Below are 19,973 nucleotides of genomic sequence, written 5' to 3'. Positions count from 1 at the left end.
AGCCACACTGAAGGTTAGACCCCTAATGGACATGCAAGCCCGTATTCGCCACCTGTTCCAAGCCAGCATTGAAACCAAGCAGCAGGCCATGGAAGTGCTCATCCCCTTTATCGAGCAGGGCAGCCAGGCCATGGTTCAGGCACTGCTGAGCGAAGGCAAGATCCTTTCCTGCGGTAACGGCGGCTCAGCCGGCGACGCCCAGCACTTCTCCTCGGAGCTGCTCAACCGCTTCGAACGTGAACGCCCAAGCCTACCGGCCATCGCACTGACCACTGACAGCTCGACCATCACCTCGATCGCCAACGATTACAGCTACAACGAGGTGTTCTCCAAGCAGATTCGTGCCCTCGGTCAGCCTGGCGACGTGCTCCTGGCAATTTCCACAAGCGGCAACTCCGCCAACGTGATCCAAGCCATCCAAGCTGCTCACGACCGCGAGATGACCGTGGTGGCCCTCACCGGTCGCGATGGCGGCGGCATGGCTTCACTGCTGCTTCCGGAAGACGTGGAAATCCGCGTACCGTCAAAAGTCACCGCACGCATCCAGGAAGTACACTTGCTGGCCATCCACTGCCTGTGCGACCTGATCGACAGCCAACTGTTTGGGAGTGAAGAATGACCCGCTCACCATTAATCCTCGCCGCCTTGGCGCTGACCCTTGCGCTGGCCGGCTGCGGCAACCGCAGTGTCGGCAACAAGATCGACGACCAGTTCATTCCTTCGGAAGTCAGCTCCAGCGTGGCACGCGCGCACATCGACCTGACCAGCCCGACCTCACACATCATCGTCACCAGCTACAACGGCGTGGTGCTCCTGGCCGGCCAGACACCGCGCAACGAGCTCAAAGGCATGGCTGAGCAAGCTGCTCGCCGAGTCGGCAATGTGAAAAAGGTGCACAACGAACTGCAAGTCCTGCAGCCCACCTCACTTCTGGTGCGCAGCAATGACTCATTGCTGACCAGCCGAATCAAAACCCAAATGCTGGCAGACAGCGCCGTGCCAGGCACACGCATCAAGGTGATCACCGAAAATGGCATCGTCTACATGCTCGGTCTGGTCTCGCAAGCGGAAGCCAGTCATGCCACCAACTTGGTGCAGAGCGTCTCTGGGGTGCAGAAAGTTGTGAAGCTGTTCGAGTACACCAACTGATCGCTCTACAGCCGAACTGAATAGCAGCAATAAAAAAGGCGATCCTCGGATCGCCTTTTTTATATTTACTTAACCACTTTAAGACTGGGCCTGCCGCTGGGGCGTGGCGGCTCATCATCCGGAGGGCTTTGCTCATCCGGATCGTCGATCTCGCCACCCTCAAGCATCGGCGACTCGGCATCAAATACCATGCCCTGACCATTCTCCCGCGCATAAATCGCCAGTACCGCAGCCGCAGGGATATACAGGCTTTGCGGCACGCCGGAAAAACGCCCCTCAAAGCTCACGGCCTCATTATCCATGTGCAAATTGCGCACGGCGGTCGGCGAGACATTCAGGACTATCTGACCATCGCTGGCAAAGCCGGTAGGCACTTGCACACCGGCAAATTCGGCATTGACCAGTAAATGCGGGGTGCAGTCGTTGTCCACGATCCACTCATAGAGGGCACGAACCAGATAAGGACGACTCGACTTCATCACTACCTCCTCGGGTTAACGCATATCACGTTCGACAGGCGACAGACTGGCCTGGAACGCTTCACGAGCAAACTGACGATCCATGTAGTCCAGCAAAGGCTTGGCCGGCTTTGGCAACTCTATCCCCAGAATCGGCAAACGCCAAAGAATCGGCAGCAGACAGCAGTCCACCAGACTCAATTCCTCACTGAGGAAATACGCCTTATCGGCAAACAACGGCGACACCCCTGTCAGGCTCTCACGCAGCTCCTTGCGCGCCAGGGCACGGGCCGGCTCTTTGCTACGCGAATCGAGGATCAGGTCCACTTGCGCGCACCAGTCACGCTGAATGCGATGGATCAACAGACGGCTATTGGCACGCGCAACCGGGTACACCGGCAACAACGGTGGATGCGGGTAGCGCTCATCCAGGTATTCCATTACCACAGTCGACTCATACAGTGCCAAATCGCGGTCCACCAAGGTCGGCAGGCTGGCATAAGGGTTAACCTCAAGCAGCTTGGCCGGATAACGACCTTTTTCAACACTGATGATCTCGGCGCTTACACCCTTCTCGGCGAGCACAATACGTACACGGTGGGAATAGTGGTCGGCGGGGTCGGAGTAACAGGCCAACCGATTGGTCACGCCCATGGCGGTCCTCCTCGCTTATAAAGTTATGTGAAGCAGAAAGACCTGCGCGCCCAAAGGGGCGCGCAGGTCAACAGCGGAGATGCAACGGATTAATGTATGTCCTTCCAGTACTCGCGCTTGAGCAGATAGGCGAATACGAAGAAGAAGGCAAGATACAGCAGCACGTAGGTGCCGATGCGCTGACTTTTCAGTTTGACCGGGTTAGCCGAGTAAGCGAGGAAGGTCACCAAGTTCTGGATCTTCTCGTCGAACTCCTCCGGACTCAACGCACCCGTTTTCGGCTCGATGGTCAGCTGGTCGCAGGCTTCATGAGTAATCGGCGTGCCAGTCAGTGGATCGAACATCTTCTTGCCGTCTTCGACCACTTGAACCTGCTTGCAACCGATGTACTGGCGACCCTGCAGGCCCACCAACACGTTCGGCATACCGACGTTCGGGAACACCTTGTTGTTGGCACCCAGCGGACGCGCAGGATCTTCATAGAACGTGCGCAGGTAGGTGTACAACCAGTCATTGCCACGCACACGCGCAACCAGAGTCAGATCCGGCGGAGCAGCACCAAACCAAGCTTTAGCATCGGCTGGCTTCATACCGATGTTCATGTGCTCGCCAATCTTCGCGCCGGTAAACACCAGGTTGTTCAGCATGACTTCATGCGGAACGCCCAAGTCGTCTGCAACACGCTCATAGCGCTGGTATTGCGCAGAATGGCAACCCATGCAGTAGTTCGCGAAGGTACGCGCACCATCTTGCATGGCTGCTTTATCGGTCAGGTCGATTTCCACTTTATCAAGTGGATAACCACTACCAGCACCCAGAGCCAGGGCCGGCATTGCAGCAATTACGAGTGCAGCAAATAGCTTTTTCATCAGCCAGTCACCCTTTCCGGAACCGGTTTGGTCTTCTCGAGTTTGGTATAGAACGGCATCAGGATGAAGTACGCGAAGTACAGGAAGGTACACACCTGCGACAGCAACGTACGGCCTGGTGTCGGCGCCAGTACACCCAGCACACCCAGAATCACGAAAGACACACAGAAGATCAGCAACCAGACCTTGCTCATCCAGCCCTTGTAGCGCATCGATTTAACCGGGCTACGATCCAGCCACGGCAGCACGAACAGCACTGCAATAGCCGCACCCATGGCAATTACACCCAGCAGTTTGTCTGGCACCGCACGCAGAATCGCGTAGAACGGAGTGAAGTACCAAACAGGAGCAATGTGCTCAGGCGTCTTGAATGGGTTAGCGGCTTCGAAGTTCGGCTTCTCGAGGAAATAACCACCCATTTCCGGGAAGAAGAAGATCACGAAGCAGAAGATAAACAGGAACACCACCACACCGACGATATCTTTCACGGTGTAGTAAGGATGGAAGGCGATGCCGTCGAGCGGAATGCCGTTCTCGTCTTTCTTCTTCTTGATATCAACGCCGTCTGGGTTGTTCGAACCAACTTCGTGCAACGCCAGAATGTGCAGCACCACCAGACCGAGAATCACAATCGGCAGGGCCACCACGTGCAGGGCGAAGAAGCGGTTCAGCGTGATCCCGGAAATCAGGTAGTCACCGCGAATCCACTGAGTCAGGTCCGCACCGATCACTGGGATGGCACCGAACAGCGAGATGATTACCTGGGCACCCCAGTAGGACATCTGGCCCCACGGCAGCAGGTAGCCCATAAAGGCTTCTGCCATCAGCATCAGATAGATCAGCATGCCGAAGATCCACACCAACTCACGCGGTTTCTGATAGGAACCGTAGAGCAGGCCGCGGAACATGTGCAGGTACACCACCACGAAAAACGCTGAAGCACCGGTGGAGTGCAGGTAGCGCAAGATCCAGCCGTACTCCACGTCACGCATGATGTACTCGACCGAGGCAAATGCCTGTTCAGCCGAAGGCGTGTAACTCATGGTCAGCCAGACACCTGTAACGATCTGGTTAACCAGCACCAGCAGTGCCAGGGAGCCGAAAAAGTAGAAGAAGTTGAAGTTCTTTGGCGCGTAATACTTGGAGAGATGGTCTTCCCACATTTTGGTCGCGGGAAAGCGCGCATCGACCCATTCCATGAATTTGCTCATCATGCTTTCTCCTGATCCACACCGATGATGATCACATCATCCGACTCATACGTGTGCGGCGGCACCGGCAGGTTCAGGGGCGCAGGCTGAGCCTTGTACACACGGCCAGCCAGGTCATAGCGCGAACCGTGGCAGGGGCAGAAGTAACCACCAACCCAGTCAGCACCCAGATCAGCAGGTGCAACTTCCGGACGGAAAGACGGTGCACAACCCAGATGGGTGCACAGACCTACCAGCAACAGCACTTCCGGCTTGATCGAACGGGTTTTGGGGTCGACATAACTTGGCTGCTCAGACGCCTTGGAATCGAAGTCAGCCAGCTGGCCCTCGATTTTCACCAAGTTACTGAGGATTTCCTCGGTACGGCGCACGATAAACACCGGCTGCCCTCGCCATTCAGCAACCATCTGCTGGCCAGGCTCAATTTTGCTGACGTTCACCTTCACGGGTGCTCCGGCAGCTTTAGCCTTGGCGCTTGGGAACCAGGACCCTACGAACGGGACCGCGGCACCCACCGCTCCTGCAGCGCCCACCACAGAGGTGGCCGCTACTAGAAAGCGACGCCGGCCTGCATTCACGCCGTCATTGCTCATTCAGTCGTCTCCCATCAGCTTTATGGCCTGTTGGTCAGGCCTATACTAGGTAAAAATCGAGTCGCGCAAAAAATTTGCCAAATGGTAAAGAAAAGCCCCTCTACTGACAAGGTAATTACCCAGCCAGAGCGGACTCAACCCCTTACAAATCACGGCGTGCACGGATGCGGCATGATGCCGCAGAGCAAATAATCGCCCACAAAAAACGCCCAGCTCCGAAAGGAAACTGGGCGTTTTCGTGAACGCAGGTAGCGAATTAACGCTTGGAGTACTGCGGACGCTTACGCGCTTTACGCAGACCAACCTTCTTACGTTCAACTTCACGGGCGTCGCGAGTCACGAAGCCAGCTTTACGCAGTGCAGGACGCAGAGCTTCGTCGTAGTCCATCAGGGCGCGAGTGATGCCGTGGCGGATTGCGCCAGCCTGGCCACTTACACCGCCACCGATTACGGTAACGAAGATATCGAACTTCTCGGTCATCTCAACCAGTTCCAGCGGCTGACGAACTACCATGCGGGCAGTTTCGCGACCGAAGAAACCATCAAGAGTGCGATTGTTGATGGAGATTTTGCCAGTGCCCGCACGCAGGAAAACGCGAGCGGTTGCAGTCTTGCGACGGCCAGTGCCGTAATTTTGAGTCGCCGACATAATGAACTATTCCGTTAAAACTTCAGTTCTTGGGGCTGCTGAGCAGTGTGGGGGTGAGCAGCGCCCGCATACACTTTCAGCTTACGATACATGTCGCGACCCAGCGGGTTCTTCGGCAGCATGCCTTTAACCGCGGTCTCGATCACGCGCTCAGGGGCTTTAGCGATCAGCTTCTCGAAGTTGATCGACTTGATGCCGCCCGGGAAACCGGAGTGGGAGTAGTACATCTTGTCAGTGGTCTTGGCACCGGTAACGCGAATCTGCTCAGCGTTGATGATGACGATGTAGTCACCGGTATCAACGTGCGGAGTGTATTCAGGCTTGTGCTTGCCACGCAGACGGCTTGCAACTTCGGTAGCCAGACGACCCAGGGTCTGACCTGCAGCGTCGACGACAAACCAGTCGCGCTTAACTGTTTCCGGTTTAGCAGTAAAAGTTTTCATTCTTTATAGCCTCAGGGGCCGCCCTGATAAATAAGACGGCGGATCTTACTGAATAGTGCGTACTTTGACAAGTCAAAGGCAGCCGAAAACAGGCGCTATCGGGGGCTCGGGTCAGCGCGTCCGTAATACGGCAAGATTCTTCGGCAGGCGGCGCATCACTTCCACTGCAGAAAGAGGTGCGCAATTATGCAGATTGCGCGGAGAATTTCAACACGATTATGCCGACCCGCTTTTCTCAAGGAGCTAGCAATGGATTACCGTCAACTCGGCCGCACCGATCTCAAGGTCAGCAGTCTATGCCTGGGCACCATGACCTGGGGCGAACAGAACAGCTCTAGCGAGGGCTTCGCCCAGATCGAACGCGCCAAGGCCTACGGGGTAAATTTCATCGATACCGCCGAGATGTACCCGGTACCGCCGCGTGCCGAAACCTACAGCAAGACCGAACAAATCATCGGTGACTACTTCAAAAAGCGCGGTGAACGTGCCGACTGGGTGCTGGCCAGCAAGATCGCCGGCCCTGGCAATGGCATCGGCTATATCCGCGACGGTCAGCTCAAACACAACCGCGCGCATATCGCCCAAGCGCTGGATGCCAGCCTAAAACGTCTGCAAACCGACTGGATCGACCTCTACCAACTGCACTGGCCGGAACGCCCGACCAACTATTTCGGCCAGCTCGGCTACTGCCATCAGGACAACGATTTCACGCCACTGGAGGAAACCCTCGAAGCCCTGGATGAACAGGTCAAGGCCGGCAAGATTCGCCATATCGGCCTGTCCAATGAAACGCCCTGGGGCACCATGACGTTCCTGCGGCTGGCCGAACAACGTGGCTGGCCGCGCAGCGTATCGATCCAGAACCCCTACAACCTGCTCAACCGCAGCTTCGAAGTGGGCCTGGCAGAAATCGCCATCCGCGAACAATGCGGCCTGCTCGCTTACTCGCCCCTGGCCTTCGGCATGCTCTCCGGCAAGTACGCTGACGGCGCGCGCCCGACCAATGCGCGAATCAGCCTGTTTAGCCGCTTCACCCGCTACACCAACCCGGAATCGGAAAGTGCCTGCGCACGCTATGTCGCCCTGGCGCGTGAGCATGGCCTGGATCCAGCCCAGATGGCCTTGGCCTTTGTCACCGCGCAACCCTTCGTCACCAGCAACATCATCGGTGCGACCAGCCTGGAGCAACTGGACAGCAACCTGGCCAGCAGTGAACTGAAGCTCTCTGCCGAGGTGCTAACTGCTATCGAAGCGATTCACAAAGCCCAACCCAACCCAGCCCCCTAATCAGTGCGCGAGACATAAAAAAGCCCGGCAATAGCCGGGCTTTTTTATTCAGCATTCGATCACAGCGAACGGGCGATGATCTCTTTCATGATCTCGTTGGTACCCGCATAGATGCGCTGCACCCGCGCATCGGCCCAGGCGCGCGCCACCGGGTATTCCCACATATAGCCGTAGCCGCCGTGTAGCTGCACGCACTCATCGAGCACCTTGCACTGCAGATCGGTGCCCCAGTACTTGAGCATGGCGGCGGTCGGCACATCCAGCTTGCCCTGCAGATGCAGCTCCAGGCAGCGGTCGACAAACACCCGGCCGATCTGGATTTCCGTGGCCATTTCCGCCAGCTTGAAGCGGGTGTTCTGGAAGTCACCAATCGGCTTGCCGAAGGCCTTGCGCTCGCGGGTGTACTCCAGGGTCCACTGCAGCGCCGCCTCGGCCGAGGACAAGGCGCCGACACCGACGGTCAGACGCTCCTGCGGCAGCTCTTGCATTAAATAGGCGAAGCCCATGCCGGCTTGGCCCAGCAGATTTTCCTTCGGTACGCGCACATCCTGGAAGAACAGCTCGGAGGTGTCCTGGGCCTTCATGCCGACCTTTTCCAGGCGCTTGCCTTTGGAGAAGCCCGGTGTATTAGCCTCGACCAGGAACAGGCTAGTGCCCTTGGCGCCAGCCTTCGGATCGGTCTTGGCCACCACGATTACCAAATCAGCCAGAAAACCGTTGGTGATAAAAGTCTTCGAGCCATTGATCACGTATTCATCACCATCCAGCACCGCGGTGGTTTTCACGCCTTGCAGGTCGGAGCCGGCACCGGGCTCGGTCATGGCGATGGCGGTGACCATCTCTCCAGACACCAGTTTTGGCAGGTAATGCAGTTTCTGCGCCTCGGTGCCGTAATGCAGGATGTAGGGCGCAACGATGTCCGAATGCAGGGAGAAACCGATGCCAGTTAAGCCCAGGCGGCCGACCTCCTCGATCACCACGGTGCTGTAGAGAAAATCCGCCGCCATGCCACCGTACTCTTCCGGGATATGCGAGCAGAGCATCCCCGCCTCCCCCGCCTTGTTCCAGAGCGCACGGTCGATATGCCCATCCTTTTCCCATTGATGGTGGAAAGGCACGGCTTCCTGCTCAAGGAACTTGCGCACGCTGTCGCGAAACTGTTCGTGTTCGGAGCTGAAAATCGTTCTAGGGATCATGGCAACACCTGCTTGATAGAGCGGTTTTAAAGTGGCCTCGACTTTAGCCAAGCAAACGCTTGGTCACACTGGACACAAGCGCCAAAAAATAAGACGATCCAGCCAGCTCATGACCACTTAGCCTTAATAAGAACAATATATATGCCGAATCCGTCACCAGCGCCGTTGCACCGCGTCAGCATTCTTGCAACCGAGGGTGTGTTTGCCTCGACCCTGATGCAGGCCAAAGACTTCTTTCACATGGCCAGCCTGCGCTACGGCAAACAGCAGGGCCGAGGCCTGACACCGACCTTTGAAATCCATCTAGTCAGCCCGGACGGCAAGCCCGTACGCAGTTTCAGTGATGTGCTGATCCCGGTCGACGGCGCACTGGCAGATGCCGACGTGATCATCCTGCCGGCCTTCTGGGATGACTTCGACGCCCTGTGCCAGCGCCACCCGCAAGTGCTCAGCTGGCTGAAACAGCGCCATGCCGCCGGCAGCGCAATCTGCGGCGAAGCCACCGGGGTGTTCTGGATGGCCCAAGCCGGCCTACTCGACGGTAAGGAAGCGACCACCTATTGGCGCTTCTTCAACGAGTTTGCCGAGCGCTTCCCCAAGGTACTGCTCAATCAGGAAAAACACCTGTCGGACGCTGACAACCTGTATTGCGCCGGCGGCGTGACCTCGGCCTGCGACCTCTACATTTACCTGATCGAACGCTTCTGCGGCGCCAGCGTGGCCCAGGGTGTGGCCCGCGACATTCTGTATGAAGTGCAGCGCAATTACGCCCCTGGGCGCATCGGCTTTGGCGGGCAGAAGCTGCACCACGACATGACCATCCTGCAGATCCAGCAATGGCTGGAGGATCACTTCGCCGACAAGTTCCGCTTCGAAGATGTCGCCCGCGAGCACGGCATGAGCATCCGTAACTTTATGCGCCGGTTCCAGACCGCTACCGGCGATAAGCCGCTGCACTACCTGCAACGCCTGCGTATCGAAACCGCCAAAGGTCTGCTCAGCGCCACCCGCAAAAGCATCAAGACCATCAGCTATGAAGTGGGTTACGACGATGCCAGCTTCTTCGCCCGTTTGTTCCGTCAGCACACGGAACTGTCACCCAACCAGTACCGCCGACAGTTCCAGCACAAGGACAGCCATGCTTAAGATCGGCACAGCAGCAGGCCCGACGCACTGAAAACCCGCGCAACTCATCCTTGGATGGGTGGGGTGCGGGCGGCAGCACTCTATGATCAGCGCATACCTACAACAATCAGGTCATCGCCATGCGCCGCACACTTATCGCCTTACTTGCCGCCTGCAGTTTCAGCGCTGTCGCCGCTGACAACTGGAAACCCTTCCCCTACGACCAAAGCGCCTACGACTACTCAGGCGACAAACTGCGCCAAGCCTGGCCGCAACTAACACGCGGCTTTGGCGCCAACTACCCCTTCCCCGACGCTGACTGGGTGGTGACTATGGCCACCACACACCCTCAGGCGCTGGAAAAAACCGTGCTGGCCAACACCGGCTTCACTGGCAAGCCGGAAGAAGCCGAGGTTTACGCGGCCAAGCTGCAGGATGTCTGGCGGTTGATGTTCCGTGGTGATTTCGCCGAGGCCAAGCAACAGGGCCTGGCCTTGGGTGTTGGCGGGCAGATCCCGGCGATGTTTGCCCAGGTGGTGTATGCCATGTTCCTGGTGCCCGACCAGGCCGAGAAGCACAAGCTGCTGGAAGAGGTGATCACTTACACCGACCAGGCCGGCGAGCTGGTTCAGGCCGATACGGTGGCGCAATTCGGCCGGGTGTACGCCAAGGCGCGCCTGGGTGAAGAGCTGTCAGTACCGGTAGTACTCAAGCGCGGCTACACCTCGCAGATTCCTGACGAACTCAAGGCCCTGCTGGCCAAGCACCCGCAACAACCCTTTGCTTTGGCCCTGTATGGCGGCTACGAGGCTGGGGTAATTCGCAAGGTCGGCAAGATGGTCGGACGCATGACCTACGGCGTCAGCGCTGACAACATGGAGAAATACTTCAGCCGCAGCTTCAAGGCCCAGGACAATCTGCCCATCGGCCACTACGAATACGCCAACGCCCTGACCTATGTGTACGGCGACGACGAGCAGGACAAGGCACTGCAACACCTCAAGCGCGCGGTAGCGATCAAGCCGATCAACGCCATGGAAGCCCTGGAAGTGGCTCACGCACAGAAAATGCTCGCCCAATACGAGCAGAAGCTGGCGCAAAACTAAGCCCCACCGAAACGCAAAAAGGCTGCCTCATGGCAGCCTTTTTTGATTTTTACATCGACAACTTATTGCTTGGCCCGCTCCAGGGGCTCCAACAGCGCCCACAACGCCTGTGCTTCTTCCGTCAGCATCGAATAGCTGCGGATATCACCATTACGCTGCGCCTGCATCGCCTCTTCCAACTTGGCACTGTATTGCTTACGTAGTTTCTTGGCGGGATCGCTTTTAAACAAACCGAACATGCTGTGTGCCTCTGTCGACAAAGAGCCCCGGATAGGTGCCTGTCCAGCTTAATTCAGCCACGCGCCGTGGTTGAGACGCAGATGTAACAAGCCGCTAAAAGCATCGTCAGCCAAAGGCGTGATCACGAATTTTCTGCAACGCCAGCGACATCTTCGCGGCGGGCACTCGCTGCAGGTTGCACAGCAGCTCATGGGAAATCTCGGCAATGCCATGGCGCTCACGCAGCAACGCCGCCATAAAGCAGGTCAGGTTGGCCGCCATCTCGGCATCTGCCAGCGCCCGGTGCGCCTTGCCAGTATCGGGCAGACCAATCCACTGGTTGAGATTGCCCAGCTTGTGGCTCGGCGCCATCGGTAACAGACGACGCGACAGCAACAAAGAACAGGCAAACGGCTGCACGCGGCGACGGCGAATCAGTGCCAACTCGGCGTCCCAGAACTTCTGATCGAAGCTGGCGTTATGCGCCAGCAGCGGGCGGTCGCCTACAAACTCCGCTACCTCCTGCATCACCTGCGCGGCAGGCGGAGCGGTGCGCAGCATGGCGTTGCTGATGCCGGTGAGCTGTTCGATAAACGGCGGCACCCAGGCGCCGCTGTTCATCAGGCTCTGGTAGCGCGCGACGATCTGCCCACCCTCGACGATTACCACACCGATTTCGGTGGCACGCGCCTGCTGGGCCGGCGACATGCCAGTGGTTTCAAAGTCGAGTACGGCGATGGAGTCGGCAAGCATCAATCAGTTTCTCAGCAGCAGTGCGCCGTCGATCGGCACATAGCGGCTGGCGGCGCGCACCAGCGATTGCGCAGTCAGCCCTGGCACGCCATAGGCCACGGCCTCGACGCCATAACTGCCGCGAATTTTGTCCAGCAGCAGATCGAAGTCGCCATCGCCTGAGGCCAGCACCACTTCATCGACGCGCGGCGCGGCGTCCATGATGTCGATGGTGATGCCTACATCCCAATCGCCCTTGGCCGAGCCGTCGCTGCGCTGGATAAACGGCTTGAGCTTCACGGTAAAGCCGAGGTTGCGGAGGATCTGCTGAAACTGCTGCTGCTTCTGATCGCCTCGGTCGATAGCGTAGGCATAAGCTTCGACAATCTGCCCATGCTGACTGATATCGGCCCACAGCGCGGCGTAGTTGAAATGGCAACCATAGGCCTGGCGCACGGTGTAATAGAGGTTCTGTACATCGGCGAATACGGCGATCTTCTTCACCGGTAATCCTCATGGCAGGGCAATAAGCGCCGGGCAGTATGCCAGAAGCAAGGCACTAGCAAAGCCGGCATAAATTGGAGCGCCTGGGGCAATCGGCTAGAGTGGCGACTCTCAGACTCAACACGCGCCCACCATGAATATGACCTCCGCTCTGCGCGACTCCTGGTATTTCTTCAGCCATAACCTGGTGGCGATTGCCCGCCTGTGCCTGCCGTTGATCGTGCTCGAAGGCTTGTTGCTGCAGCAGGTCACCAGCCTGGTGGCCGCCGAATCCGCCACCCTCTGGCGCCTGCTCGCCGGTTTGCTGTTCTACCCGTTATATAGCGCCGCGCTGATTCTATTCCTCGACGCACGCAGCCAAGGCCAGCAGCCGCGCGCCCGCGATCTGCTGGCAGCCAGCCTACGGCTGTGGCCAAGTTTCGCTCTGCTGGCGGGACTCAATACCTTGGCGGTTCTGCTCGGCGCTTCGCTGTTCGTGCTGCCGGGAATCTGGCTGATGGTCAAACTGGCGTTTGCCGAGTACCTGCTGGTGTTGCGCGGTCTGAGCCCGATGAAGGCGCTGCACGAGAGCTTCCAACTGAGCAGCGGTTACTTCTGGCCTATGCTCGGTTGCATCCTGATTGTCATGCTGCCGCTGTGGCTGCTCGACGGCTGGAGTCACTCCAACGAGATCTTGGCCGACAACGCCCTTGCGAGCCTGCTGCTCGACTGCGCAAGTCGCTTTTTACAACTATTCTCAAGCGTCGTGCTGTTTCGTCTATTTATGCTGCGCAGCGCCCAGCCCGAAGTCGAGTGAACGCCAGCAACACTCAAGGAGGACAGAGCCATGGCTGACGCCAACCCGAGCATCCTTTCGCATATTTCCATCGGCACCAATCAATTCGACAAGGTCACCGCCTTCTACGATCAGGTGCTCGCCACCCTCGGCTGCAAGCGCGTACTTGCCCACCCTGGCGCAGTCGCCTATGGCCGCGAATACCCGGAGTTCTGGGTGCAGACGCCGATCAACGGCAAACCGGCAAGCATCGGCAATGGCAGCCACTTCGGCTTTGTCGCATCGAACAAGGCCGCCGTGCACGATTTCTACCAGGCAGCCCTGGAAGCTGGCGCCAGCGATGAAGGCGCTCCCGGCCCTCGCGCAGAATATGGCGAGCCCTATTACGGCTGCTTTGTTCGCGATCTGGATGGCCACAAGATCGAAGCAGCGTTCTGGGATCTGGAAATGATCTACGAGGTGTATATCGAGCCACACGAGCATTGATGGCTGAGGCTGTTGCAGCTCAAGGCGCGGTGGACTGATAACGCTGCGCCGCCTTGGCGATCCAGCCTTCAGCCTGCATCTGCGCCAGTGCTTCGCTTACCTGCTGATACTGCGCCTGCAAGCCACGCTGGCGGGAGAAGCCAATGTACAAATCGGTGCGTGCTTCGGGCTGAAACACCGCTTTGGCGATATGGCCATTCCAGCGCGCATCGCGCAATTCGTAGTCGACCTGACAATCGGTGCCGATCACCGTTTGCAAGCGGCCACGCACCAGCATTTCCAGTAACTGCCCTTCAGTATTGACCGCGGTTTTACGCAGTTGCGGATCTGAATCAAACGGCTCGAAGTACGCCGACTCCAGCACATGACCAATCGTCAGGCTGGCCAGCTGCCTATAGCTCTGCAGCGCCTTGGCCTGCGCCGGTGCAGCATAGAAACGCGGCGCACAAGCGTAGTAAGGCTGTTCGAGATAGTGGATATAGCCCTCACGCTCCGGGGTTTTCGCCAACCCCGTCATCAAGTCCGCCTTGCCGTTCTGCAGAGCCGCCAAGCCGCGCGCCCAGGGCGCACGCTGGACGTCGAAGCGCAACCCGGTGCGCTCAGTGAGTTGCTCGAGCACATCAATGTCTAGCCCCGTTAGCGGGCCATCACCTTCCTGCATACGGAACGGTGGCCAGATATCGGTCATGACCCGCAACGCAGGCGGCTCCTCGGCGTGTAGCGGCGCACCGAGCAACAGCAGTAAAAAGGGCCATGCGCGGCGCATCAGGACCTTCCCGCACGCTGCGGTTTCAAGCCGGACAGGCGCGGCAGCAGCACACGCTCGAACAGCCGTGGGAAGAACCGCGCCAGCACCCGCGCGCGCCAGTCGACATTTGACAACACCAGCAGCCGACGACGCTTCAAGGCGCCTTGATAGATCGCCTCGGCGACATCCTGCGGCGAGGCCACCTTGCCCATTGCCAACGGCGGTTGCGCGGCCACCGAACCATCGCCGACCAAAGCATTCTTGCGCAGGTCGGTAGCAGTAAAGCCAGGACACACCAGCATCACATTGACCCCGGAGCCCTTCAGCTCATAGCGCAGGGTTTCAAACAGACCATGCAGGGCATGCTTGCTGGAGTTATAGGCACTGCGATAAAGCAGCGGCGCAAAGCCTGAGAGAGAGCTGAGCACGATGATCTGCCCGCCGCGGGCGATCAGGCTGGGCAGCGCGGACTTGGTGCAGTGCAGCGCGCCAAAATAGTTGACCGCCATAATCCGCTGAAACACGGCTAGCTCGGTGTCGGCAAAGCTGCTGCGGTGGGTAATGCCGGCGTTATTGACCAGAACATCAATGCCGCCAAAACGCTCGACGGTCAGCGCCATCGCCCGCTCAACTGCCGCTGCATCGGCCACATCACAGAGCACGCCCAGGGCCTCAGCGTTGTGATGATCGGCCAGGTGCTGCACCAGGCTGTCGAGCGCCTGCTGCTGCAGATCAAAGATCACCAGCCGTGCGCCGGCCTGTGCCAAGCGCATGGCCAGCGCGCGGCCAATACCGGCACAGCCACCCGTAATCGCCACAACTTTGCGGTCGAATACCTTGTTGGCGAACACCTTGCGGTACATAACCTGCCTCCAACCCAGTGACTGCAAAAGCGGTTACTACAACCTGTTATGGCTGCCATCGCAACAAGGCGGTATCTGGGTGTGCTTGCAGCCACAGAAGTACAGGGTGGCGTCCTCGTCTGCGTGGAACTTCAACGGGGTGAAACCGCTGCCTTTATGCTTGCCGTCGCAGAACGGCTGTGCGGCGCTGAGCCCGCAGCGGCACCAGAAGTAGTCGTTGCCGGCGGTGACCGCCACCGCATATGGGCTGCGCTGAGCAATCGTTGGGTGAGTCATGTGACCTCCTGAAGCACCCGAGCAAGGCGCTGCAACATCGGCAGCATCAGCCATCTCCGGTATGCTCCCACAGCATAGTTCACCTGCCGGCGACCCTGTTTATGCCCCTGCCCCGATTCCTGCGCCTTCTCCTGCTCAGCATGGCCAGCCTGTGCTGCGTGCTGGCGGCACTGGTCTACAGCCTGACCTGGCACCCAGACGCCCGCGAAGCCGCCCCCGTGAGCTGCCAGACCAGCGCGCCGCAACTGCAACCCGGCCAGGCCCTGAAAGTGATGACCTGGAATATCCAATACCTGGCCGGCAAGCGCTATGTGTTCTGGTACGACCTGGTCGGTGGCAACGGCCCCGACCAGCGCCCCAGCGCGCAAGACTTGGCGTTTACCCTGGATGAAGTCGCCCGCATTCTGCGTGACGAGCAGCCCGATATCGTCCTGCTGCAAGAACTGCACAACGGGGCCAAAGCCACGGACTATCAGAACCAGCTCGCACTGTTGCACGAGCGTTTAAGTGACCTGTATCCGTGCAGCAGCCAGGCTTATTACTGGAAAGCAGCCTTTGTGCCGCACCCCCAGATTCTCGGCAGCGTCGGCATGCAGCTGGGCACCCTCAGCCGCTTCCAGATATCCCACGCCGAACGCCTGCAACTGCCGCTGATGCCCGCCAACCTGATCAGCCGCCAATTCAACCTCAAGCGTGCCTTGCTGGTCAGTCACCTACCCGTGCGTGGCGGTGGCGAACTGGTCGCCATCAACACCCATCTGGATGCCTTCGCCCAAGGTAATGACACCATGCAGCGCCAAGTGGCCATGACCCGCAGCCTGCTCGACCAGCTCCAGGCCGACGGCAAACCCTGGGTGATCGGCGGCGACTTCAACCTGTTGCCTACCGGCCAGTACCAGCGCCTGCCTGAGAACCAGCGCAGCTGGTACAGCCCCACCAGTGAGTTGCAGCAACTGGCTGAGCGCTACCCGATGGTGCCGAGCCTGGAGCAGGCCAGCGGCGCAGAACAGACGCGCTGGTACACCCATTACCCCAACGATCCGGCAGTGACTGGCCCGGATCGTACCCTCGACTACCTGTTCCACAGCCCACAGCTGACGCTACTCGACAGCCAGGTACGCCAACGCGACAGCTTAGGCATTTCTGACCACCTGCCGGTGCTCGCCCGCCTGCTGCTGCCGACGCTGGACTAAGCTTTTTCAGCAAGTCACTGGACAAAACTGCTGGCAGTTAGCCATGCTCGGGTTGTGTGACATTTTTATAACGAAAAGACGGCAGATAGCCGCAGTACGTACCCATTTGATGCCACGATTTCTCTGCCTCGCGCTGGCTGTAGCCTTGCACTGCAGCGCCAGCCTCGCCGCTTCTGCCGCCGATGATTCGCGACCATTGGTGCACGTGGGGTATTACGAGTTTCCACCTTATTCCTACACGGACAGCCAAGGGCGCGCCAAAGGCGCCATATTGCAGTTGAGCAAACGCCTGCTGGAACATGCGGGCTATCGCACCACACTACGCTCCTACCCCAGCGCACGGCTGTACAACGCTATTCAGGATGGCAGCGTACAGGTCTGGCCGGGCGCACCGGGCAAACTGGAATTGCGCGAGCACACCCTGGAAACCCAAACCCTGTTGGGCGAGATCGTGCTCAACCTGTATTTCCGCCGGGACACCCTGATGCCGCGCCTGCCCGAGGACCTTAAGGGCCGCGGGGTGATCATGATCAGCGGCTACACCTACTGGCAGCCGGTCAACGAAATGCTCAACGACCCGCAGCTGGCCGTAGAGCAACACCGCACCGGCACCCACACCGCCGCATTGGAAATGCTCCAGCGCCGTCGCGGCGACTTCCTTCTCGATTACCAAACCCCGGTGGAGCAGGCGCGCAAACGCCTGGGCATGTCCGAGCTGCCGTATGTGGAGCTGCAGCGCATCCCGCTGAAGCTGATTGTGTCCAATAAAGCCCCCGGCGCCGAAGCCCTGCGCGATGCGCTGGATCGGGCCTATGCCGAGCTTCAGGCGGCCGGCGAAGACCTGCGCCTGCCCTGAGGCCTACTTACGCGGTTTGGCCCGCGCGGTGGGCTCGGCGATCAGCGGATCATCCGGCCAGTAGTGTTTCGGGTACCTGCCCTTGAGGTCTTTCTTCACCTCGGCATAGGTGCTGCGCCAGAAGTTGGCCAGATCCTGAGTCACCTGCACTGGCCGCCTCGCCGGCGACAGCAGGTGCAACTTGACCACCTGGCGACCGCCGGCAATGCGTGGCGTATCGGCCAGACCGAACAGCTCCTGCAAGCGCACCGCCAACACCGGCGGCTGCTCGCTGTAATCCAGACTGATGCGCGAACCAGACGGCACCTGCACGCTGCGCGGCGCCAACTCATCCAGACGTTGCGGCAGCGGCCAGGGCAGCAGGTTCAGCAACAGGCTGGGCAAATCCAGATTGGCGAAGTGACTGAGCCGGGTGACGTTATCCAGATAGGGCTGTAGCCAACTCTCCAGCGTCGCCAGCAAGGTGGTATCACTGACATCGGGCCATTCGCTGGCGTCTTTGCTGGCCAGATCCAGCGTGCGCAGCAACGCCACCCGCGCCTGCCACTGGCGCAGCTCCGGCGTCCAGGGCAGCAGCGCCAGGCCCTTGCGCCGCACCAGGCCGAGCAGGGCGCGACTGCGCTGTTGCGCATCGAGCCCGGTCAACGCCTCGCGTGACAACACCAGCTCACCGACCTTGCGCTGGCGTTCGGCGCGCAGGGCGCCTTCGCGGTCATCCCAATCCAGCACGTCCAGGTTGCTGACCTGCTCAGCCAGCACCCCCTCGAATAGCTTTGGTTCCAGCTCAGCGGCCAGGTAGATACGCTCTTCACGCTGCCCCTGACGACTGCCCAGGTCCGCCACCACCAGCCAGCTGTGTTTCATCAGGCCATCGACTTCGGTAAACAGCGCTGCACGGCCGTTGGCCAAACGGTATTCCGCGCCGCCGTCACGCCGCTGCTGAGCGATGCGATCCGGGTAGGCAAACGCCAGCAACGCGCCCAGCCAGCGCGGATGCTCGGGATCGCTGACTGCCTGCGGGCTGGGCCGGCGCTTGAGGTACCCCTGAAACTGCCGGGCCAGTTGCCGGGCGCGCTGCACCCCGCCCTGACTGCCGCGCGCGCCGCGTGACTCACCCGCCAGCAAGGCCAATCGGCTGTGCAGATCAGCGCCCGCGCCACGCAGAATGTCGCGTTCGCCGAGCAACGCAGCCAGATCGCAGGCCAATGGGCCAAGGCCCAACTCCTGACCGCGCAGCAGCAGATGGGCGATACGTGGATGAGTCGGCAGCTCAGCCATGGCCTGACCGTGAGCGGTCAATTTGCCTTGAGCATCCACCGCGCCCAGCCGTCCCAACAGCTCCAAAGCCTGGGCATAGGCGGCTGCCGGCGGCGGATCAAGCCAGACCAGTTCGGCCGGCTGCACGCCCCAGCGCACCAATTGCAAGGCCAGGCCGGCAAGGTCGGCCTGGAGCATCTCCGCCGTGCCGTATGCCGCCAATTGCTCATGCTGCGCCTGCGACCACAGCCGATAACAGACGCCCGGTTGCAAGCGCCCAGCACGCCCGCTGCGCTGAGTGGCCGAGGCGCGGGAAATACGCTGGGTGTCCAGGCGGGTCATGCCGCTGTTCGGGTCAAAACGCGGCACCCGCGCCAGGCCGGCATCGATTACCACACGCACGCCATCGATGGTCAGGCTGGTTTCGGCGATGTTGGTCGCCAGCACCACCTTGCGCAGGCCCGGCGGTGAAGGCTCGATGGCAGTGCGCTGGGCGCTAAGATCCAGTTCGCCATGCAGCGGGCAGAGCAGAACATCGCGCCGTCCGGCCAGGGACTCTGCCAGTTGTTCGTTGACCCGGCGAATCTCCGCCTGCCCCGGTAGAAACACCAGCAGGCTGCCCGGTTCATCGGCCAGCGCCTGCAGGATGGTCTGCAGCACTTTCGGCTCGACCCACTCGCCCGCCTGCCAGGGCGCGCCCCAGCGGATATCCACGGGGAACATCCGCCCTTCGCTGCGCAGCACCGGCGCATCGCCGAGCAGGCCCGCCAACCGCTCACCTTCAAGGGTTGCCGACATCAGCAGCACCTTGAGCGGCAGTTCGCCGGAGTCCGCACCACGAAACATCGCTCGACCATTCAGGCACAGCGCCAGCGCCAGGTCCGCATCCAGACTGCGCTCATGAAATTCATCGAAGATCACCAGACCGACGCCTTCCAGCGCCGGGTCGTCCTGCAGCCGCCGCGCCAGAATGCCTTCGGTGACCACTTCGATACGGGTGCGCGGGCCGACCTTGCTGTCCAGGCGGATGCGATAACCGACGGTTTCCCCCACCGCCTCACCCAGCTCACTGGCCAGGCGCTCGGCCGCAGCGCGCGCCGCCAACCGCCGAGGCTCAAGCATGATGATGGTCTGCCCGGCCAGCCAGGGCTGGGTCAGCAGCGCCAGCGGCACGCGGGTGGTCTTGCCGGCACCGGGCGGCGCTTCGAGCACCGCTTCGTCACGCAGGGCAAGGGCCTGACACAGTTCAGGCAGCAGCACATCGATTGGCAGGGAATTCATGCGGGCTCCATTCAAGGCGCGGGATTATAACGGCGAACCTGTA

Annotated in this window: 24 protein-coding genes; 9 read left to right on the top strand and 15 right to left on the bottom strand. The window is 59.8% G+C overall.

Features of this window, described 5'->3' with window-relative positions:
• Positions 1–25: 25 nt before the first annotated feature.
• Together CUR33_RS06065 and CUR33_RS06060 are read left to right on the top strand one after the other, a co-directional pair.
• The gene (locus CUR33_RS06065; RefSeq protein ID WP_090249136.1) at positions 26–619 is read left to right on the top strand and encodes a phosphoheptose isomerase; all 594 of its coding nucleotides are present in this window, start codon (positions 26–28) and stop codon (positions 617–619) included.
• Complete coding sequence (locus tag CUR33_RS06060) at positions 616–1,149, top strand: BON domain-containing protein (RefSeq protein ID WP_160085465.1); 534 nt, start codon at positions 616–618, stop codon at positions 1,147–1,149. Before CUR33_RS06065 ends, CUR33_RS06060 begins: the two co-directional genes overlap by 4 nt.
• Positions 1,150–1,214: 65 nt before the next feature.
• Here CUR33_RS06060 and CUR33_RS06055 read toward each other — a convergent pair whose 3' ends face one another.
• From CUR33_RS06055 to rplM, 7 genes are all read right to left on the bottom strand, one after another.
• Complete coding sequence (locus tag CUR33_RS06055; RefSeq protein ID WP_160085466.1) at positions 1,215–1,628, bottom strand: ClpXP protease specificity-enhancing factor; 414 nt, start codon at positions 1,626–1,628, stop codon at positions 1,215–1,217.
• A gap of 15 nt (positions 1,629–1,643) precedes the next feature.
• Positions 1,644–2,261 carry a glutathione S-transferase N-terminal domain-containing protein gene (locus tag CUR33_RS06050; RefSeq protein ID WP_289239002.1) on the bottom strand — a complete coding sequence of 206 codons (618 nt, stop codon included), beginning with the start codon at positions 2,259–2,261 and terminating at the stop codon, positions 1,644–1,646.
• A gap of 89 nt (positions 2,262–2,350) precedes the next feature.
• Positions 2,351–3,130 (bottom strand): cytochrome c1, encoded by a 780-nt coding sequence (locus CUR33_RS06045; protein ID WP_289239001.1) that lies wholly within the window; start codon positions 3,128–3,130, stop codon positions 2,351–2,353.
• Complete coding sequence (locus tag CUR33_RS06040) at positions 3,130–4,341, bottom strand: cytochrome b (RefSeq protein WP_167144272.1); 1,212 nt, start codon at positions 4,339–4,341, stop codon at positions 3,130–3,132. Before CUR33_RS06040 ends, CUR33_RS06045 begins: the two co-directional genes overlap by 1 nt.
• Complete coding sequence (gene petA, locus CUR33_RS06035) at positions 4,341–4,934, bottom strand: ubiquinol-cytochrome c reductase iron-sulfur subunit (protein ID WP_090249148.1); 594 nt, start codon at positions 4,932–4,934, stop codon at positions 4,341–4,343. The genes CUR33_RS06040 and petA overlap by 1 nt, the downstream gene beginning before the upstream one ends.
• 256 nt (positions 4,935–5,190) lie before the next feature.
• Positions 5,191–5,583 (bottom strand): 30S ribosomal protein S9, encoded by a 393-nt coding sequence (gene rpsI, locus CUR33_RS06030; protein ID WP_090249150.1) that lies wholly within the window; start codon positions 5,581–5,583, stop codon positions 5,191–5,193.
• Positions 5,584–5,597: 14 nt separating this feature from the next.
• Positions 5,598–6,026 carry a 50S ribosomal protein L13 gene (gene rplM, locus CUR33_RS06025; protein WP_090249152.1) on the bottom strand — a complete coding sequence of 143 codons (429 nt, stop codon included), beginning with the start codon at positions 6,024–6,026 and terminating at the stop codon, positions 5,598–5,600.
• A gap of 249 nt (positions 6,027–6,275) precedes the next feature.
• Here rplM and CUR33_RS06020 point away from each other — a divergent pair, with 249 nt between their 5' ends.
• On the top strand, positions 6,276–7,313 hold the full coding sequence (locus tag CUR33_RS06020; RefSeq protein ID WP_289239000.1) for an NADP(H)-dependent aldo-keto reductase: 1,038 nt from the start codon (positions 6,276–6,278) through the stop codon (positions 7,311–7,313).
• Between the two features lie 59 nt (positions 7,314–7,372).
• Here the strand turns inward: CUR33_RS06020 and CUR33_RS06015 are convergent, their stop codons facing one another.
• A complete protein-coding gene (locus CUR33_RS06015; protein WP_289238999.1) occupies positions 7,373–8,509 on the bottom strand; it encodes an acyl-CoA dehydrogenase family protein in 1,137 nt (378 codons plus the stop codon).
• A gap of 240 nt (positions 8,510–8,749) precedes the next feature.
• Between CUR33_RS06015 and CUR33_RS06010 the strand changes: the two genes are divergently transcribed.
• Together CUR33_RS06010 and CUR33_RS06005 are read left to right on the top strand one after the other, a co-directional pair.
• The gene (locus CUR33_RS06010; protein WP_167144274.1) at positions 8,750–9,655 is read left to right on the top strand and encodes a GlxA family transcriptional regulator; all 906 of its coding nucleotides are present in this window, start codon (positions 8,750–8,752) and stop codon (positions 9,653–9,655) included.
• A gap of 119 nt (positions 9,656–9,774) precedes the next feature.
• Positions 9,775–10,740, top strand: coding sequence for a hypothetical protein (locus tag CUR33_RS06005; RefSeq protein WP_289238998.1), 966 nt, complete (start codon positions 9,775–9,777; stop codon positions 10,738–10,740).
• A 62-nt stretch (positions 10,741–10,802) separates the two neighbouring features.
• Here the strand turns inward: CUR33_RS06005 and CUR33_RS06000 are convergent, their stop codons facing one another.
• From CUR33_RS06000 to CUR33_RS05990, 3 genes are all read right to left on the bottom strand, one after another.
• Positions 10,803–10,979, bottom strand: a complete 177-nt coding sequence (locus CUR33_RS06000) for a DUF6435 family protein (protein WP_289238997.1) — start codon at positions 10,977–10,979, stop codon at positions 10,803–10,805.
• A 106-nt stretch (positions 10,980–11,085) separates the two neighbouring features.
• Entirely contained in the window at positions 11,086–11,712 is a 627-nt protein-coding gene (locus tag CUR33_RS05995) for a 3'-5' exonuclease (RefSeq protein WP_289238996.1), read from the bottom strand.
• A gap of 3 nt (positions 11,713–11,715) precedes the next feature.
• Positions 11,716–12,195 carry an NYN domain-containing protein gene (locus CUR33_RS05990; RefSeq protein WP_108489414.1) on the bottom strand — a complete coding sequence of 160 codons (480 nt, stop codon included), beginning with the start codon at positions 12,193–12,195 and terminating at the stop codon, positions 11,716–11,718.
• Positions 12,196–12,328: 133 nt separating this feature from the next.
• On the opposite strand from CUR33_RS05990, the gene CUR33_RS05985 reads away from it, so the two are divergent.
• The gene (locus tag CUR33_RS05985; protein ID WP_289238995.1) at positions 12,329–12,991 is read left to right on the top strand and encodes a YciC family protein; all 663 of its coding nucleotides are present in this window, start codon (positions 12,329–12,331) and stop codon (positions 12,989–12,991) included.
• A 30-nt stretch (positions 12,992–13,021) separates the two neighbouring features.
• Complete coding sequence (locus CUR33_RS05980; protein WP_289238994.1) at positions 13,022–13,456, top strand: VOC family protein; 435 nt, start codon at positions 13,022–13,024, stop codon at positions 13,454–13,456.
• A gap of 19 nt (positions 13,457–13,475) precedes the next feature.
• Here the strand turns inward: CUR33_RS05980 and CUR33_RS05975 are convergent, their stop codons facing one another.
• The 3 genes from CUR33_RS05975 to CUR33_RS05965 are packed head-to-tail and all read right to left on the bottom strand — an operon-like array spanning position 13,476 to position 15,343.
• A complete protein-coding gene (locus tag CUR33_RS05975; RefSeq protein WP_289238993.1) occupies positions 13,476–14,222 on the bottom strand; it encodes a substrate-binding periplasmic protein in 747 nt (248 codons plus the stop codon).
• Positions 14,222–15,067 carry an SDR family oxidoreductase gene (locus CUR33_RS05970; RefSeq protein WP_289238992.1) on the bottom strand — a complete coding sequence of 282 codons (846 nt, stop codon included), beginning with the start codon at positions 15,065–15,067 and terminating at the stop codon, positions 14,222–14,224. The genes CUR33_RS05975 and CUR33_RS05970 overlap by 1 nt, the downstream gene beginning before the upstream one ends.
• Before the next feature lie 36 nt (positions 15,068–15,103).
• Positions 15,104–15,343, bottom strand: a complete 240-nt coding sequence (locus CUR33_RS05965) for a CDGSH iron-sulfur domain-containing protein (protein ID WP_090249176.1) — start codon at positions 15,341–15,343, stop codon at positions 15,104–15,106.
• 101 nt (positions 15,344–15,444) lie between these two features.
• Here CUR33_RS05965 and CUR33_RS05960 point away from each other — a divergent pair, with 101 nt between their 5' ends.
• Together CUR33_RS05960 and CUR33_RS05955 are read left to right on the top strand one after the other, a co-directional pair.
• Positions 15,445–16,536, top strand: a complete 1,092-nt coding sequence (locus tag CUR33_RS05960; protein WP_289238991.1) for an endonuclease/exonuclease/phosphatase family protein — start codon at positions 15,445–15,447, stop codon at positions 16,534–16,536.
• A gap of 109 nt (positions 16,537–16,645) precedes the next feature.
• Complete coding sequence (locus CUR33_RS05955) at positions 16,646–17,392, top strand: substrate-binding periplasmic protein (protein ID WP_289238990.1); 747 nt, start codon at positions 16,646–16,648, stop codon at positions 17,390–17,392.
• A 3-nt stretch (positions 17,393–17,395) separates the two neighbouring features.
• Here the strand turns inward: CUR33_RS05955 and hrpB are convergent, their stop codons facing one another.
• Positions 17,396–19,930: an ATP-dependent helicase HrpB gene (hrpB, locus tag CUR33_RS05950; protein ID WP_289238989.1), complete on the bottom strand. Its 2,535-nt coding sequence runs from the start codon at positions 19,928–19,930 to the stop codon at positions 17,396–17,398.
• Positions 19,931–19,973 lie beyond the last annotated feature (43 nt).

The sequence above is a fragment of the Pseudomonas sp. FEMGT703P genome (genome assembly GCF_002786345.1).
In the GTDB taxonomy this organism is placed as follows: Bacteria; Pseudomonadota; Gammaproteobacteria; order Pseudomonadales; family Pseudomonadaceae; genus Aquipseudomonas; species Aquipseudomonas peli.
Note: the sequence above shows the minus strand (reverse complement) of the source record. Positions and strands in the feature narration are given on the sequence as shown.

Excerpts from the sequence above, each read along its gene's own strand:
- hrpB (WP_289238989.1), bottom strand. The coding sequence starts at position 19,930 with ATGAATTCCCTGCCAATCGATGTGCTGCTGCCTGAACTGTGTCAGGCC.
- rplM (WP_090249152.1), bottom strand. The coding sequence starts at position 6,026 with ATGAAAACTTTTACTGCTAAACCGGAAACAGTTAAGCGCGACTGGTTT.
- CUR33_RS06055 (WP_160085466.1), bottom strand. The coding sequence starts at position 1,628 with ATGAAGTCGAGTCGTCCTTATCTGGTTCGTGCCCTCTATGAGTGGATC.
- CUR33_RS05960 (WP_289238991.1), top strand. The coding sequence starts at position 15,445 with ATGCCCCTGCCCCGATTCCTGCGCCTTCTCCTGCTCAGCATGGCCAGC.
- rpsI (WP_090249150.1), bottom strand. The coding sequence starts at position 5,583 with ATGTCGGCGACTCAAAATTACGGCACTGGCCGTCGCAAGACTGCAACC.
- CUR33_RS06060 (WP_160085465.1), top strand. The coding sequence starts at position 616 with ATGACCCGCTCACCATTAATCCTCGCCGCCTTGGCGCTGACCCTTGCG.
- CUR33_RS05985 (WP_289238995.1), top strand. The coding sequence starts at position 12,329 with ATGAATATGACCTCCGCTCTGCGCGACTCCTGGTATTTCTTCAGCCAT.
- CUR33_RS05970 (WP_289238992.1), bottom strand. The coding sequence starts at position 15,067 with ATGTACCGCAAGGTGTTCGCCAACAAGGTATTCGACCGCAAAGTTGTG.
- CUR33_RS05995 (WP_289238996.1), bottom strand. The coding sequence starts at position 11,712 with ATGCTTGCCGACTCCATCGCCGTACTCGACTTTGAAACCACTGGCATG.
- CUR33_RS06020 (WP_289239000.1), top strand. The coding sequence starts at position 6,276 with ATGGATTACCGTCAACTCGGCCGCACCGATCTCAAGGTCAGCAGTCTA.
- CUR33_RS06065 (WP_090249136.1), top strand. The coding sequence starts at position 26 with ATGGACATGCAAGCCCGTATTCGCCACCTGTTCCAAGCCAGCATTGAA.
- CUR33_RS05955 (WP_289238990.1), top strand. The coding sequence starts at position 16,646 with ATGCCACGATTTCTCTGCCTCGCGCTGGCTGTAGCCTTGCACTGCAGC.
- CUR33_RS06045 (WP_289239001.1), bottom strand. The coding sequence starts at position 3,130 with ATGAAAAAGCTATTTGCTGCACTCGTAATTGCTGCAATGCCGGCCCTG.
- CUR33_RS05965 (WP_090249176.1), bottom strand. The coding sequence starts at position 15,343 with ATGACTCACCCAACGATTGCTCAGCGCAGCCCATATGCGGTGGCGGTC.
- CUR33_RS06000 (WP_289238997.1), bottom strand. The coding sequence starts at position 10,979 with ATGTTCGGTTTGTTTAAAAGCGATCCCGCCAAGAAACTACGTAAGCAA.
- CUR33_RS06010 (WP_167144274.1), top strand. The coding sequence starts at position 8,750 with ATGGCCAGCCTGCGCTACGGCAAACAGCAGGGCCGAGGCCTGACACCG.
- petA (WP_090249148.1), bottom strand. The coding sequence starts at position 4,934 with ATGAGCAATGACGGCGTGAATGCAGGCCGGCGTCGCTTTCTAGTAGCG.
- CUR33_RS06040 (WP_167144272.1), bottom strand. The coding sequence starts at position 4,341 with ATGAGCAAATTCATGGAATGGGTCGATGCGCGCTTTCCCGCGACCAAA.
- CUR33_RS05975 (WP_289238993.1), bottom strand. The coding sequence starts at position 14,222 with ATGCGCCGCGCATGGCCCTTTTTACTGCTGTTGCTCGGTGCGCCGCTA.
- CUR33_RS06005 (WP_289238998.1), top strand. The coding sequence starts at position 9,775 with ATGCGCCGCACACTTATCGCCTTACTTGCCGCCTGCAGTTTCAGCGCT.
- CUR33_RS06050 (WP_289239002.1), bottom strand. The coding sequence starts at position 2,261 with ATGGGCGTGACCAATCGGTTGGCCTGTTACTCCGACCCCGCCGACCAC.
- CUR33_RS05980 (WP_289238994.1), top strand. The coding sequence starts at position 13,022 with ATGGCTGACGCCAACCCGAGCATCCTTTCGCATATTTCCATCGGCACC.
- CUR33_RS06015 (WP_289238999.1), bottom strand. The coding sequence starts at position 8,509 with ATGATCCCTAGAACGATTTTCAGCTCCGAACACGAACAGTTTCGCGAC.